Annotated in this window: 14 protein-coding genes; 10 read left to right on the top strand and 4 right to left on the bottom strand. The window is 56.3% G+C overall.

The genetic code is table 11. From position 1 onward, the window contains the following. Positions 1-32 precede the first annotated feature (32 nt). Positions 33-494 (bottom strand): aspartate carbamoyltransferase regulatory subunit, encoded by a 462-nt coding sequence (pyrI, locus tag OOF89_RS00685; RefSeq protein WP_266077627.1) that lies wholly within the window; start codon positions 492-494, stop codon positions 33-35. Then, positions 491-1,402 (bottom strand): aspartate carbamoyltransferase, encoded by a 912-nt coding sequence (gene pyrB / locus OOF89_RS00690; protein ID WP_266079816.1) that lies wholly within the window; start codon positions 1,400-1,402, stop codon positions 491-493. Before pyrB ends, pyrI begins: the two co-directional genes overlap by 4 nt. An 82-nt stretch (positions 1,403-1,484) precedes the next feature. Between pyrB and OOF89_RS00695 the strand changes: the two genes are divergently transcribed. Both OOF89_RS00695 and OOF89_RS00700 read left to right on the top strand, forming a co-directional pair. Beyond that, positions 1,485-2,123, top strand: coding sequence for a MinD/ParA family ATP-binding protein (locus tag OOF89_RS00695; protein ID WP_266077629.1), 639 nt, complete (start codon positions 1,485-1,487; stop codon positions 2,121-2,123). A gap of 23 nt (positions 2,124-2,146) precedes the next feature. Beyond that, positions 2,147-2,770 carry an RAD55 family ATPase gene (locus OOF89_RS00700; protein WP_266077631.1) on the top strand — a complete coding sequence of 208 codons (624 nt, stop codon included), beginning with the start codon at positions 2,147-2,149 and terminating at the stop codon, positions 2,768-2,770. A gap of 21 nt (positions 2,771-2,791) precedes the next feature. Here OOF89_RS00700 and aglJ read toward each other — a convergent pair whose 3' ends face one another. Next, a complete protein-coding gene (aglJ, locus tag OOF89_RS00705) occupies positions 2,792-3,703 on the bottom strand; it encodes an S-layer glycoprotein N-glycosyltransferase AglJ (RefSeq protein WP_266077632.1) in 912 nt (303 codons plus the stop codon). A gap of 104 nt (positions 3,704-3,807) precedes the next feature. Here aglJ and OOF89_RS00710 point away from each other — a divergent pair, with 104 nt between their 5' ends. The 8 genes from OOF89_RS00710 (at position 3,808) to OOF89_RS00745 (ending at position 14,074) form a co-directional block, all read left to right on the top strand. Then, positions 3,808-4,950 carry a glycosyltransferase gene (locus OOF89_RS00710; protein ID WP_266077633.1) on the top strand — a complete coding sequence of 381 codons (1,143 nt, stop codon included), beginning with the start codon at positions 3,808-3,810 and terminating at the stop codon, positions 4,948-4,950. Between the two features lie 96 nt (positions 4,951-5,046). Further along, on the top strand, positions 5,047-6,168 hold the full coding sequence (locus OOF89_RS00715; RefSeq protein ID WP_266077634.1) for a glycosyltransferase: 1,122 nt from the start codon (positions 5,047-5,049) through the stop codon (positions 6,166-6,168). A 107-nt stretch (positions 6,169-6,275) separates the two neighbouring features. Then, the gene (locus OOF89_RS00720) at positions 6,276-6,848 is read left to right on the top strand and encodes a glycosyltransferase family 2 protein (protein WP_266077635.1); all 573 of its coding nucleotides are present in this window, start codon (positions 6,276-6,278) and stop codon (positions 6,846-6,848) included. Further along, positions 6,848-8,164, top strand: a complete 1,317-nt coding sequence (locus tag OOF89_RS00725) for a sulfatase-like hydrolase/transferase (RefSeq protein ID WP_266077636.1) — start codon at positions 6,848-6,850, stop codon at positions 8,162-8,164. The genes OOF89_RS00720 and OOF89_RS00725 overlap by 1 nt, the downstream gene beginning before the upstream one ends. 19 nt (positions 8,165-8,183) lie before the next feature. Next, entirely contained in the window at positions 8,184-9,656 is a 1,473-nt protein-coding gene (locus OOF89_RS00730) for an oligosaccharide flippase family protein (RefSeq protein WP_266077638.1), read from the top strand. Between the two features lie 61 nt (positions 9,657-9,717). Then, positions 9,718-12,777, top strand: a complete 3,060-nt coding sequence (locus tag OOF89_RS00735; protein ID WP_266077640.1) for an oligosaccharyl transferase, archaeosortase A system-associated — start codon at positions 9,718-9,720, stop codon at positions 12,775-12,777. Between the two features lie 153 nt (positions 12,778-12,930). Then, complete coding sequence (locus OOF89_RS00740; protein WP_266079818.1) at positions 12,931-13,863, top strand: DUF368 domain-containing protein; 933 nt, start codon at positions 12,931-12,933, stop codon at positions 13,861-13,863. A 94-nt stretch (positions 13,864-13,957) separates the two neighbouring features. Beyond that, entirely contained in the window at positions 13,958-14,074 is a 117-nt protein-coding gene (locus OOF89_RS00745; protein ID WP_266077642.1) for a rubrerythrin-like domain-containing protein, read from the top strand. Here OOF89_RS00745 and OOF89_RS00750 read toward each other — a convergent pair. Then, positions 14,055-14,402: a hypothetical protein gene (locus tag OOF89_RS00750; RefSeq protein ID WP_266077644.1), complete on the bottom strand. Its 348-nt coding sequence runs from the start codon at positions 14,400-14,402 to the stop codon at positions 14,055-14,057. The two genes, OOF89_RS00745 and OOF89_RS00750, sit on opposite strands and share 20 nt — an antisense overlap. Positions 14,403-14,414: the final 12 nt, after the last annotated feature.

The following is a 14,414-nucleotide window of genomic DNA, read 5'->3' on the forward strand; positions in this document are numbered from 1 at the left end:
TCCATCAGTTTGGCGGGTTAGGCCGCCATTTCTTACTTCACACTGATATGCGCAGCCAGGTCATCACGGATGATCGTCTCGCAGTACTCACATCTGACGCCGTCTTCCAACACTTCGAACTTCGACTCGACGGGTTCGTTTTTCGTCGTGATACAGTTGCTATTCGGACAGGAGAGTACACCGATAACTTCCACGGGGCGTTCTAAGCGGTGCTTTTCCGCGACTTCGTATTCACGAATGATGTTGATGCTCGCATCGGGTGCGATGAGCGAGAGTACGTCTACCTCGTTCTGGCTCAACTCTTTGCCTTCGACCTTCACGATGTCCTTTCGGCCCATTCGGTCGCTCGGAACGTTCATCCCGACGCTTATCGCCTCGCCATCACTGCCGTCGATGCCAAGGATTGCGAGGACGTTGAGTGCCTGTCCGGCGCGAATATGGTCGATAACCGTGCCGTTTCGAATCTTACTGACGCGGAGTTCGTGATCGCTCATTGTTCCTCCAGCATGGAATCCAGCAGTGCCATGCGCACCGGGACTCCGTTGTGTGCCTGTTCGAAGTAGGTCGAATACTCGGTGTCGTCCACTTCCGGCGCGATTTCATCGACGCGCGGAAGCGGATGCATGATTGTCAAGTCGTCGTTCGCGTTTTCGAGCGTTTCCATGTCGATGCGGTACTCACCAGCGACCTCGCGATATTCGTTCTCGTCCGGGAAGCGCTCTCGCTGAATCCGCGTGACGTACAGCACGTCCAGGTTTGGAAGCACGTCCTCGAGATCGGTGTGCTCGCGGACACTCGCACCCGACTCGTGGAGGTCATATCGGACGCTTCGTGGGAGTTGCAAGCTTCCGGGGCTGATGAAATGCTGGCGTACGTCGAAATTCGTCAGCGCGTGTGCGAGCGAATGCACCGTCCGTCCATACTTCAGATCACCCATGATACCGATCGTGATGCCGTCCAGTCCGGCGTTCTCCCGAATCGTATAGAGGTCGAGCAAGGTTTGCGTTGGATGATGGCCCGCTCCGTCGCCAGCATTGAGTAAGGGGACATCGACGAAATCGCTCACCATCTTCGCCGCACCCTGACTCGGGTGGCGAAGGACGAGCGCGTCAGCGTAGCCTTCGACGACTCGGGTCGTGTCGGCGAGGCTTTCGCCCTTTTTCACGCTGGAGGATTCGACGGAGCCCATGTCGACGACGTCTCCGCCAAGGCGCTTCATCGCGGTTTCGAAGCTCATCTTCGTCCGCGTGCTCGGCTCGTAAAACATCAGGCCGAGAAGCTTCCCCATATGTCGGTCCGCGAACGCCGTCGGGTCAGCGTCGATCTCGGCCGCGCGGTCGAGAACGTCCTCGATGTCCACGCGAGAGAGTTGTTTCGTGTCGATGAGGTGATCGTGCCGCATCATGTAGACACGAGTCATCGCCAGTCTTGAAAGGCACGGGTCGTCCCCGAAGTTTAAACGGGAGAACGGAACCAGTTCCGCTATGCTTGCCATCGCTGGTGGAAAAGGGGGATGCGGCAAGACGACGACTACTCTCGGACTCGCCGGTGCACTCGGTCGGACACGCCGAACGGTACTCGCGGTGGACGCGGATATCGATATGCCGGATTTGCATCTGCTCGCCGAAGTGAATGGCAGTCCCGGACTTCCGACGATCGAACAGGGCGGGCGCGTCGAAGACGCCACGCATCCCCCACAATCCCTCTCGGGCGTCGAAATCGTTCCAGCGCCACAGTCCGCGAACGAGGGCGTCCATCTTCCCACCGCACTCACTCGACTGACTGGCTACGCGGATCACGTTCTCGTAGACTGTCCCGCCGGAGCGGGACCCGATGCGGCGACGCCACTTCGAGTCGCGGAACACGTGTTGCTCGTGACGACGCCTGACCCAGCAAGCCTCCGCGATACCGCGAAAACGGCCGCGATGGCACGCACGCTTGACACGACCATCATCGGTTGTGTTCTCACCCGTGCGGACTCTGTCCCATCCGGCGTCGAGCGACTGCTCGACTGTCCGGTTTTGATAACGGTTCCACCGACGAAAACCCCCGTCCTCCCCGAAGAATCGGTCGCTCGGGCATACGACGCCCTCGCCTCGACGATCCTGTCCAAACACTTATGAACGCTGTCGGAGTTGTCGAATTTATGGGAACGCGACTTTCGACTGGTATTCCGGTCCTCGACCGGAAACTCGACGGTGGACTTCCGCCGGGATGTACGGTGGCCCTTTGTGCCCCGCCTGCCAGTCAGGCGGAACTCCTCTTGTCGGAGTTCACCGTCAGTCGCCCCACACTATACCTCACGACCGACCGCGACGAGGAGTCCGTAAGCGCGGGATTCCGTCGCGCACCCGGTCGGCGAACGCCCGAAGTGCGTTATATTCCCGGTGATGCGCCGCTCGACCACGCACGACGGCTGTTCCGACGACTACCGAGCGACTCGACACTCGTCGTTGACCCGGTAAACCTGCTCGAACGGGAGGATGCGACTCGGTACCGTAATTTCCTCCACGACCTTCAAGGACACGTTCGCGGTACCGACAGCCTTGCCGTTCTTCACTGTCTCGACGGGCGAAGCGTTCCCGAGCAACGCGACATCACTGAACACGCCGTCGATATCGTGTTCCAACTGCACACCGAAATTTCGGGCGACCGGGTCGAAAACCGACTGACAGTGCCGAAGTTCCGTGGCGGACGTGCGCTCCCCGAGACCATCAAACTCGAACTCACCGAATCGGTCGCTATCGACACCAGTCGGGATATCGCGTGAAGTCTCGACGAATACAGTGACCTATCGACGCTCGTCTATCCGACGCATCTGTTCTCGGTGGAGCGTCACTATCATATCCGAAAGGACGCCGAACATGAGCAACTGCACGCCGAAAATGATCGACACTCCGGCGACGACGGCGATAACTTCGTGCGAGACGCGGGGCGGGATGAACCACTCGACAGCGACGTACGCCGCCAGAATCACGCCGAGGAGACCACTGAGTACCCCCATGCTTCCGAAATAAAACAGTGGGTTGTTCGTCTTCGCGAGTTGATAGAGCGTCATGATGATATCCCCACCGTCCCAGACGGGATGGAGGTTCGTCTCCGATTCGTCCGGACGCTCCTCGTAGGTGATCGGCACGACTGTCGTCGGAACGCTGTGTTTCACGCATTCGACCGCCAGTTCGGTTTCGACGCCGAACCCGTCCGACGTTAGATATGCTCGTTCCACGGATTTTCGGGAAAACGCACGATACCCACTCAGAATATCCTGAAAATCCTGTCCGTGAATGACGGCAAATGCCTTATTGATCAGCCGATTACCGAAGCGATTCAGCCGCGTCATCGACCCGTTTTCCATGTTCGCGAACCGGTTGCCGATGACGTGTCTAAACCCGTTATCGAGTGGTTCGAGCATCAGATCTGCGTCTCCGGGTTTGTACGTTCCATCCCCGTCGAGCATCAGGATGTATTCCGTCTCGATGTTCTCGATTCCTTCACGAACTGCCTGCCCCTTACCGACTCCCGACTGTTCGATGACGCGAGCACCGTGAGACTCCGCTACGTCCTGCGTCTCGTCTTCGGAACTGCCGTCCACGACGAGAACGTTCGAGAAGCCCTGCTCTTGAAAACCGTCGATAACGTTGCCGATAGTTTCGGCTTCGTTCAACGTCGGAATGAGCACGCACACGTCCTCGGAGTCGGGCATTGTCGGGGAGATAGACACGGGGGGCTAAAAGCCCCACCTTTTCCTCTCGGATTTCCGAACCGGACAATCCATAGATGTTTAAAACGAACCGCCCAACCACCGATATGAACCGGCTTGCGAAAGCGTCCGCGGTCGTTATCGCGGTCGCCGCAGTTCCGTATTTCGTGTTTCTCGCATTGTACGGGTTGATACGCCCGTCGGGGTCACCCGCACGGAAACGGGACGATAAACCGAGCGTGAGTATCGTGCTTCCGACGTACAACGAAGCGGACATCATCGAGAAAAAACTGGACGACCTTCTCGAACTGGACTACCCGATGGAAGCGATCGAACTCGTCGTCGTCGATTCGAGCGACGACGAGACCCCCTACCTGATTCGTGACTATCTCGCCGACCACGAACACCCGTCGTTGAATCTCATCGAAGAGGAGGAGCGCCGCGGCCTCGCTCCTGCGCTCAACGACGCCTACGCCGCGGCAGCAAACGAGATGGTGGTCAAAACCGACTGCGACTCGTTCGTGGCGAACGACGCGCTCCACGTTGCGGCGACGAACCTCGCAGACCCGGACGTCGCTGCAGTGACCGGGCAGAACGCCGAAGTGCTCGGCGGGAGCGAAGTCGAGGAAGGGTACCGCGGCATACAGGCCCATATCCAGACGCTCGAATCCCACCTCGATTCGACGCTCATCTTCCACGGTCCGTTCTCGGCGTTCGAAAACGACGCCATCGTTCCTCTCGACCCGAACTCGCTCGCGGACGATACCGAACTCGCACTGAAGATACGTCGCAACGGAAAGCGTGTCGTCTTCGACCCGAACATCCGGTACAGCGAGGCATCCCACTCCGATTTCACGAAGCGCAGATTGCAGAAAGACCGGCGTGGAATGGGGTTGATTCGACTGTTGGTGCAACATCGGGATGCACTCGGCCGGTATGGAAAGTACGGTGGGCTCGTACTTCCGTTCAACTGGTGGTTCATGATCGTCTCGCCGTGGCTGGTGGCGCTGTCGATCGGGCTGTTGACGGGCGCTGCGCTGGTTGCGGCCGGGCCGTTCGGGCTCGTCGTTCCTGCAGGGCTCGGGCTGTTCGTTCGACTGGGCGGGAGTGATCGGTTGGGTTCGCTGCAACCGTTGTACGCTATTTTCGACGCGCAAGTCTCGTTGTTCCGAGCCAGCCTGGAGTTGTTGCGCGGAGACGGTGATGGGACATGGGAGATCGATGAAGAACTGCGGGAAGCTTTTGAGTAAACACGATACTGAATAACTGTGTCATTTCACCCGATACTTTGAGTGAAGTGAGTGAGAAAGCTTATGTATTCAAAGAGGACTGAAAGGTCATAAGGAATGTCGGATGATTCACCCTCGGTCGCTATCCTGCACGATCGATTTCCGCAAATCGGCGGCGGCGAGAAGTTCGCCATCGAGGCGGCCCGGACGCTTGATGCGCCGATTTACACGATGTACGTCTATCCTGGAACAGAGATTCCGGATGATGTACGTGTTGTTCCGATCAAACAAGGGAAGTACGCACGAGGGTTGTCGAAACATATCCTGGCGTGGAAAAACGAAGGGTCGAACCCACTAGAGACACTCTCCGTGGCGATGGATATGACCGACGCACATCCAGAACTCACTGAATACGATGTAATTCTGGGGAGTGCTCCGTTGTCCAAGCATTATATTCCGACAGTCGATCAGACGATTATTCACTATCCACATAGTCCGCCTCGGTGGTTGTACGACCTTTATCGTGATCGAATGGAATCGTTCGACTATCCTGGTGTTCGTTTCGTGTTGAAAGCCTACGCGAAGTGGTGGCGCGCACTGGACAAGGAAGCGAACGACTACGTGGACACATTTGTCGCAAATAGCGAACTCATCCGCGACCGAATTCGACGATACTATCATCGCGACGCGGAAGTCGTCTATCCCCCCGTCACCGGTGATTGGCGCAACGAAGGCGACGAGGGCTATTTTGTGACGTGGTCACGACTCGCTCCGGAAAAAAGGATGCCGCTCCTTGCGGAGGCGTTCACCGAATTGGATGAACGCCTTATCATCGCCGGGGATGGTGCAGATAGGGAGAAAGTCGAACGCATCGCACGTGATCACGATAACATCGAGATACTGGGATTCGTAGAGGATATCGAGTCGCTCGTTGCTCGTTCGACAGGTGTGATTTACGCACCAGTGCAGGAAGACTTCGGACTCGTAGGTGCGGAGGCATTGATGGCTGGAAAGCCGCTCCTTGGCGTAAATGAGGGTTTTACGAAGTATCAGGTCGAGGAAGGTGTGACTGGCGAGTTGTTTGAACCGGCGGTTGAATCGATTCGAGATGAAGTCCGGAAATTCGATTCGGGCAAGTATGACTGCGATGTGATTCAGAAGTATGCTGAAAAATACCGACATGATGCGTTTCAAGAAGGACTTCAAAACGTCGCCGGATATGTTCCCGAGGATGAATGACGATTGAAAAACCCATTTCGTCCGATAAGCCGATAATTTCTGTCGTTATACCGACAATTCCGTCGAATAGTCACACGGATGTCATCGAGTGTCTCGAAACACAAACGATGAATTCATTCGAAGTCATCGTGGTAAACGATGCGAACCTCGATATCTGTGAAGCACGAAACGCCGGTATCAAGGTTGCTTCCGGTGACGTGGTAGCACTCACTGATGACGACTGTCGACCGGGTCCAGAGTGGTTAACGAACATCTGGACGGAATTTGAGAGGAATTCGGATCTCGTCTGTTTGGAAGGGGCAGTACAAGGAGGACGAACTTATACGGGAACGCGAAAATATGTAGGATGTAACCTTTCGTTTGACCGTGAGACGGCGCTCATGATTGGAGGATTTCGAAGCGAATATGCTGGATGGCGAGATGACACCGAATTCGGTTGGCGAATGGAGCGGGACACAGATGGTCGCAGTCAGTTTTGTGCCGCAGTCCGGATGAGCCATCCGGACCATCCCCGCGCAAATATCGACGAAGATCTCGAACGGAAACTCAGAGCAGAGTATCCAATTCGATATAAAAAAATCCTTGTTCCAGATACAATTATCGGCAAACTGAATGACTGGCTCTGGAGGCGCGGAATTTGGGATTACGTCGACAGCGCTAGAGACGGAGGATTGAAATAATGACAAATATAGCAGTAGTCGTTCTGGATACGCTCCGAAAGGACGCATTCGATAAACATTTCGAATGGCTGCCGGGGAAACGTTTCGAGAATGCATGGAGTACCAGCCACTGGACAGTACCGGCACATGGGTCGCTATTTACCGGCAAATATGCGAGCGAGGCTGGTGTCTATAGGCATGCAGAAATGCTTAATTGCGATGATTCTGTTCTTGCGGAACGCCTTCGTAACACAGGATATACCACACGAGCGTTCAGCGGAAACCCAAATATCTCACGACAGTTCGAGTTCCATCGCGGGTTCAGCCAGTTTGAAGGGAGTTGGCGACTTCAGGCAATAGACCGAAATCTGTTCGATTGGGACAAATTCATTGCAAAGACCGAACGAATGGGTCCACAACGGTTTCCGCTCGCGCTCTGGAAATGCATTAGCGGCGACTGCAGTACAGTACCGTCGTTGCGGCGGGGAGTCATTCTTAAGCTCCGTGATATGGGATACGGTAGCAAAAGCGTCGACGACGGTGCGCGTGAAGCACTATCGTTCGTCCAAGCTACCGAGTTCGGCGAACAGGAATTCCTATTTTTGAATCTAATGGAAGCGCACTCCCCGTACTCCGCTCCAGAGGAGTATCAAACCGTGACACCGCCGAATATCAGTGGTTTGAATGCGACAATGGATGAACCCACAGACGACCCGGACCGAATACGCCAAGCGTACGACGACGAGGTCAGATATCTGTCCAATATGTACAGAAGGATATTTGAGGAGTTGAAAAAAGAGTTCTCAGTTATTATCACGCTAAGCGACCACGGAGAACTGCTGGGGGAACACGACGCCTGGGAACACATGTACGGGATCTATCCCGAGCTGACTCATGTCCCTCTGTGCGTGTACAAGGGGGAGAACGATACGACCTCCAGTGATGAGACGGTCAGCATTCTAGACGTCCACAGGACAGTTCTAGAAGTAGCAAAAATCGATGCCGATAGCCGTGGTCGTGACCTCCGAAAGCCAATCGAAGCAAGGGAGGTTCTTACCGAGTATCACGGCCTTTCTGATCGTCATTACTATGCTTTGAAAAATAATGGATACGAGGACATCGACTATCTCAAAACCGAACTGCGTGGTTTCGCAAAGGATGGGTATTACGGACATCAAACGTTCGATGGGTTCGAAGAACACGGGAGTGGAGTAGAAGGGGACCCACGCGATCGACTCAAAGACCTCATAACACAACTTGCCGTGATAGAGACACGAGACGACGTCGACCTTTCGGATTCGGTGAAACAACAGTTGGAAGATTTGGGATACGCCTAAAACTGACAATATATTCAACATGTCGACAGACGCATCCGAAGTCAGCTTTGGCGGTGAAACGGTAAACGCAACAGTTGCCAAGTTCGCAATGGCGGCGAGTGGGTTCGTGGGGACCATCCTATTTGCCCGATTGCTCGATCCCACGTTGTTAGGCGGGTTTTACCTGCTTCTGGGGTTAGTGAAAATAGCGGACAGACCGATCCATGGATGGGCAATCGCCGCAAAAAAGCGATTTTCGGAGCACGATGTTCGGGATGAGTCTATCGTGGGCGCACAAATCGTATTCATTATAGTTTGGCTCGTTTTCGTCGCCGCAATCTCGTTTTTCCTCTCTGGTTGGTTGAGAGAATATACGAAACTGACGACCGCACCGCTATTATTTCTGCTCCTCTTAGCGTCCGAACCGCTGTACGAACCCTTCGAAAAGTTGCTACAGGCACGTGGTCAAATCGGTGTTGCCACTTGGCTCGATACGCTTCGCTCCTATCTCACGCTGCCATTTCAGATTTGGTTAGTTCTCGCCGGTTTCGGTACAGCAGGACTAGTTTATGGATTGGCTGGTGCAACCGTGTTATCCCTTCCTGCGATATTCTATTATCTTCACACACCGCCGGCTCTTCCCACGATATCCGTTCTGCGAAGTCTTTGGCGATATGCCAAATATAGCGTTCCATCGAGTTTCTTCGGCACTATCTACGACCGGTTCGACGTATTGTTACTCGGTCTACTGCTGACGCCGACCGCCGCGGGATATTACGAGGTTGCTGCGAAACTAACGCTTCCCGCGATATTCGTCGGCAACGCCGCCGCCAGCGGGTTGATGGCACGTGTGAGCAACCGTCGAAGTAAGAACCAGGACGTTTCGGCGGATGTGTATAATGCCTTGTCGTTTACGAGCATACTCGCTATTCCAATATTTTTCGGGGCACTTGCCCTGTCACAATCTCTAGTCGTTACGTTTTATGGACCGAGGTATGCACCGGCAGGAGCGTTACTGATCTTTATCGCTGCCTACCGCTTGCTTAAATCCCAGAATGCACCCCTCACACAGACTATAAACGGGTTGAATAGTCCGGAGACTACGATGCGTATTTCGGCTGGCACGCTCGCGATCAACATCGTTCTAGGTGTAGTATTGGTACTACAGATTGGAGCAGTCGGGGTCGCTGTTGCCACGTTAATTGCCGAAGGCGCACGCTATCTATCGCTTTTGACGGTAGTTCGAGGGCGCATCCCCGGCGTTAGATTCCTCCCCCGGACACTTCTGGAACAGTTCAGCGCCGGAGTGATCATGTTTCTCATCGTTTCATTGGCTCATCGAATAGTTCCCGTTCGGTCGTGGCCTGACCTCTTCACGTTGCTCGCTATCGGCGCAGCTATCTATATATTGACACTCCTTCTCGTCAGCTCGCGATTACGACAAACAATCGGAAGCGTTCTTCGTGGCTCCCAAATCGAACGGTTTGTGCCACATCAAATATTGGACTGGTGATATAGATCGACTCGTTGCGCTATCATAAGGCTTATCCCCACTTTGACAGACCTTTCACTCGATGAGCCAAGGTACAGAACAGGTCGAGGAATCCTCCAATATCGCCGATTCCGTCCTCGATCAGATAGAAGACTGGTATCATGTCCCTGCACTCGCACTTCTGTTGGGATTCATGTTGTGGGTACGGCTGCAATCCTACGACAGATTCATCGTCAACGGAGAGGTATTTTTCTCCGGAAACGACGCGTGGTACCACCTCCGTCAAGTACAGTATACAGTCAACAACTGGCCCGCGACGATGCCGTTCGATCCGTGGACGTTCTATCCCTTCGGAACGAGTGTCGGTCAGTTCGGCACGCTCTATGACCAACTCGTCGCTACTGCCGCGCTGATCGTCGGCCTCGGCGACCCATCGCAGAAAACGGTCGCACTGACGCTATTGGTTGCTCCAGCAGTGTTCGGAACGCTCGTCGCCATCCCGACCTACTTCGTCGGAAAGCGACTTGGCGGCCGTCTCGGCGGGCTATTCGGAGTTCTCGTGCTGGTACTGATTCCGGGCGAGTTCCTCCGTCGTGGCTTGGTCGGGTTCTCCGACCACAACATCGTCGAGCCGTTCTTCCAGACGCTCGCCGTGCTGGCGATGATGGTTGCGGTCTCCGTCGCCGAACGGGAACGTCCGGTTTTCGAACTGCTGGCTGACCGTGATTTCGACTCGGTTCGCCGGCCGCTAGGATATAGCGTTCTCGCGGGTATCGCGACCGCTCTCTACCTTTGGACGTGGCCTCCGGGCGTCCTCCTCATCGGTATTTTCGGCGTATTCTTCCTGCTGAAACTGACCGCGGACTACGTTCGTGGTATCAGCCCGGACCACCTCGCGTTCGTCGCGTCGGTCAGCATGGGCGTGACGGGACTCCTCTTGTTCGTTCCGCTCGGAACCGTTTCGTTCAGCGCGACGAAGTTCTCCCTGCTCCAACCGTTCATGGCCTTCGCCATTTCCGTCGGCGCAGGGTTCATGACGTGGCTGGCCCGTGAGTGGGACGACCGTGACCTCTCGACGGCGCTCTATCCCGTTGCAATCTTTGGGATTCTCGCCGTGGGTACGCTCGTCGTCTACGTCGCGCTTCCGAGGTTGTTCGGCCTCATTCAAACCAACCTCGTCAGGTTTGTCGGGTTCAACGCGGGCGCGGCCCAGCGGACCATCGGTGAAGCACAACCGTTCTTGCAGAGTGGACAGTCGCTCGCGTCTGCGGTCATCCCACAGTACGGCCTGACCTTCTTCACCGCCATCATCGGCGCGCTGGTGATGGTTTGGCGTTCCGTTTCGGCCGACGAGCACCAAGCCGAAAAGCTTCTCGTGCTGGTTTGGGCGGCCTTCATCACGGCCGCCGCGTTCACACAGGTTCGATTTAACTACTACCTCGCCGTTCCGGTCGCGGTGCTGAACGCCTACCTCCTCGGCTGGGTTCTCGGCTTCGTCGGATTCGACAGTTCGTCGCGTGAAGCGATTCAGAACGTCGAAATCTACCAGGTGCTGGCAGTCGTTTTCGTCATCATGCTCGTTATCCCGGGACTGGTCATGCCCGTCCAGGTGGGTAATACGCGGACGGCAACCGCGACCCAGATGGGTAACAGCACTGCTCCCGGCGACGTGACGCAGTGGGATGGCACTCTGAACTGGATGCAGACGAACACGCCGCAGGAAGGCAACTACGGCGGTGCCGGAAACTCGATGAAGTATTACGGCACCTACACCGAAGATGACGGTGATTACGACTATCCAAAGGGAAGCTACGGCGTCATGTCGTGGTGGGACTACGGTCACTGGATTACGGTCGAAGGTGAGCGGATCCCGAACGCCAATCCGTTCCAGGAGGGCGCGATCACGGCCGCGAACTACCTGCTCGCCCAGAACGAGTCCGAGGCAAATCAAATCCTGAACACCCTCGGCGATAAGAGCGAGCAGACGCGCTACGTCATGGTCGATTGGAAGATGGTCGAAACCCGTGGACGATCGGGTAACGCGAAGTTCTTCGCGCCGACGGTGTTCAACAAAAACGTCTCACAATCGACGTTCACCGACTACATCGTGCTCGGACAGAACCAGTATATCGTACAACACAAACAGCCGTACTACGAGAGCATGATGGTTCGACTGTACCAGTATCACGGGAGCGCGGTCGAGCCGAAACCCATCGTTCTCGACTGGAATTCTCAATCCTATCGACAGAACGGTCAGACGCTATCGTACAAGACGGCACCGCCGAACGCGACCGTCGTGAAAAAGTTCGATACGATGCAGGAGGCCAGAGAGTACGTCAAAAACGATCCGACGTCACAGATCGGCGGAATCGGACCGTATCCGAGCGAGCGCGTTCCGGCGCTCGAACACTACCGCGTCGTGAAAGAGAGTCAATCACAGGCGACACAAGACCCGTCGCACGTTCAGATCCTCCGTCAGCGACTGGGGCTGCTCCAACAGGCGGGAGCTACGGGGCAGGATTACTTCCGTACTTCGCCATCGTGGGTGAAGGCGTTCGAACGAGTCCCCGGTGCGACGGTGAAGGGGACGGGCCCGGCTAACACTACCATCACGGCCTCCGTGCAGATGAAAGCGGACACGGGAAGCACGTTCACTTACACGCAGAAAGCCAAGACGGACGGCAATGGTGAGTTCACGATGACCGTGCCGTACTCCACGACGGGCTACGATGAATGGGGAACAGAGAAGGGGTACACGAACGTCAGCGTCCGCGCAACCGGTCCGTACGAGTTCCGAACGCCGACGAAGGCCGGTGGCGATGGGTTCCAGTTCACCAACGGAACGGCACAGGTCTCGGAAGGACAAGTGCTCGGCGAGAACGATAACCCCGTCACGGTCTCGGTTGACCAGCAGCAGACGATTCCGGTCGAAGGCGCGAACAACTCCACCGGAAACGACTCCGCAGGCCCAACGATGCCCGGCAACGGAACGAACGGCAACTCGTCCGCCGGAAACGGGTCGGTCGGTAACAACTCGACGGGTAACGAGTCGAATTCGCTTCCCAGCCCTGCATCGCCCTTGACCCGAGTCGGCCTCGTCGGTGCATACGCCGCAACGTTGGTCGTCGCACGCCGCGACTGAACCGCCTTCGTTTCCGTCCTCTTTTAAACTCCTCCCCTATCCTCATATTCACGCCCCACGTAGCGAGGAACAGTGACGGGAGACGAGCGAGAACGCGCCGGTGTTGAAGACGGATGGGAATCGTTTTTTGGCTGGCCCGGAAACTCGGGAGCGATGCGTTCCCTGTTGACCATTTACCTAAAGGGCGTCTGTATGGGTGCCGCCGACGCGGTCCCCGGCGTCTCAGGCGGAACGATCGCCCTCATCACGGGGATTTACGAGCGACTCATCTCGGCAGTCGCGTCGTTCGATCCCAGAATCGTGACGAGTGCCCTCCAAGTCCACAAACCGGAAGAACGTGCGAAAGTTCGGGAGATGCTCGCGGAAATGGATCTGCCGTTTCTGCTCGCGCTCGGTGCGGGGATCGCAACCGCGATCATGACCGTAACGGGATTAGTGACGGCCGCGAGCGAACGGGTTCCCGTGCTCCTCTTTGCGTTTTTCTTCGGCCTCATCGCGGCATCGGCTATCGTCCTCTACGACGAGGTTTCGGTCGAGACGCCGGGACAGGTCGGTGCTGCCATCGCGGGATTCGCTCTCGCGTTCTTCGTGGCCGGTGCAGTCGAGCAAGGTGGCGGGTCGCCACCACTGCCGCTCGTTTTTTTCACCGGCATGATTGCCATCAGCGCGATGGTGCTTCCGGGTATCTCCGGAGCGCTCATCCTCTATCTCCTCGGACAGTACGAGTACCTTTCGCGCAACCTGCATGGGTTCAAAGATGCCGTCGTGGCTCTGCTTGAGGGCGGCAGTTTTGACGCCCTCATCGCCTCCGGGACGGTCGTTATTACGTTCGTACTCGGCGCTGGTGTCGGCGTTTTGACGATCTCGAAAATCGTTTCGTGGGCGCTCGACCACTACCGGGCGGCGACGCTCACGTTCCTCGTTAGTCTGATGGTCGGCGCACTTCGGTTCCCAGTCGAGGAAATATTCCGGGCAGATGCGTTCGCGTGGACGCCAACGGTACTCGGCAGTGCAGTCCTCGCGGCAATCGTCGGCGGCGGTGCGGTGCTCCTTCTCGACCGTTACACCGACGACCTCGATTACTGACGCGATTTAGATCGCACCGACCCGACGTTTCAGCGAGGACCACTGTTCAACTGAGAATCAGAGTTAACTGGGTTCCCGGCGTAACTCCTCTGAGATGACTGCAACCTACGAATGTGAAAGCTGTGGCAACCGGGTGAGTGCACTGCAGCACCCTGGAGAGTGTCCGGAATGTGGTGGCGAGATGCGGAACGTCAGCGTTTCGCGCGAGTGAGTTCGGGGCTGGCTGACCGTTCGCAATCAGTCGACTCCGCGGGGGTGTGGCGGGAGAGTGCTTCGATGCGCACTGCAATCTCGGAGAGTGAGTCGTCCAATCTCGCGAGAAACGTTCCCGCTCGGTTCGTCGGGACTGCACCGTCCGGGGTCGCTTCGATGAATCCCTCGTCCTCGAGGAGCCGAAGCGCTGCACGGGTTTCGTGATGTTCGTGACCGGATTCACGTGACAGGCGTCGAATGCCTATCGGGTTGTCCTCGCGGACGAGGGTGAGAATTCCGAGCGCCCGTTCGAACAGTGCCAGTTCGTGGTGAAGGGTATCGAACACGGGAGCATACAG

Source organism: Haladaptatus caseinilyticus (genome assembly GCF_026248685.1).
Taxonomy (GTDB): domain Archaea; phylum Halobacteriota; class Halobacteria; order Halobacteriales; family Haladaptataceae; genus Haladaptatus; species Haladaptatus caseinilyticus.

What these genes read in the sequence shown, in the direction of transcription:
- pyrI (WP_266077627.1), bottom strand. Translation starts at nt 494, where the DNA reads ATGAGCGATCACGAACTCCGCGTCAGTAAGATTCGAAACGGCACGGTT.
- pyrB (WP_266079816.1), bottom strand. Translation starts at nt 1,402, where the DNA reads ATGCGGCACGATCACCTCATCGACACGAAACAACTCTCTCGCGTGGAC.
- OOF89_RS00695 (WP_266077629.1), top strand. Translation starts at nt 1,485, where the DNA reads ATGCTTGCCATCGCTGGTGGAAAAGGGGGATGCGGCAAGACGACGACT.
- OOF89_RS00700 (WP_266077631.1), top strand. Translation starts at nt 2,147, where the DNA reads ATGGGAACGCGACTTTCGACTGGTATTCCGGTCCTCGACCGGAAACTC.
- aglJ (WP_266077632.1), bottom strand. Translation starts at nt 3,703, where the DNA reads ATGCCCGACTCCGAGGACGTGTGCGTGCTCATTCCGACGTTGAACGAA.
- OOF89_RS00710 (WP_266077633.1), top strand. Translation starts at nt 3,808, where the DNA reads ATGAACCGGCTTGCGAAAGCGTCCGCGGTCGTTATCGCGGTCGCCGCA.
- OOF89_RS00715 (WP_266077634.1), top strand. Translation starts at nt 5,047, where the DNA reads ATGTCGGATGATTCACCCTCGGTCGCTATCCTGCACGATCGATTTCCG.
- OOF89_RS00720 (WP_266077635.1), top strand. Translation starts at nt 6,276, where the DNA reads ATGAATTCATTCGAAGTCATCGTGGTAAACGATGCGAACCTCGATATC.
- OOF89_RS00725 (WP_266077636.1), top strand. Translation starts at nt 6,848, where the DNA reads ATGACAAATATAGCAGTAGTCGTTCTGGATACGCTCCGAAAGGACGCA.
- OOF89_RS00730 (WP_266077638.1), top strand. Translation starts at nt 8,184, where the DNA reads ATGTCGACAGACGCATCCGAAGTCAGCTTTGGCGGTGAAACGGTAAAC.
- OOF89_RS00735 (WP_266077640.1), top strand. Translation starts at nt 9,718, where the DNA reads ATGAGCCAAGGTACAGAACAGGTCGAGGAATCCTCCAATATCGCCGAT.
- OOF89_RS00740 (WP_266079818.1), top strand. Translation starts at nt 12,931, where the DNA reads ATGCGTTCCCTGTTGACCATTTACCTAAAGGGCGTCTGTATGGGTGCC.
- OOF89_RS00745 (WP_266077642.1), top strand. Translation starts at nt 13,958, where the DNA reads ATGACTGCAACCTACGAATGTGAAAGCTGTGGCAACCGGGTGAGTGCA.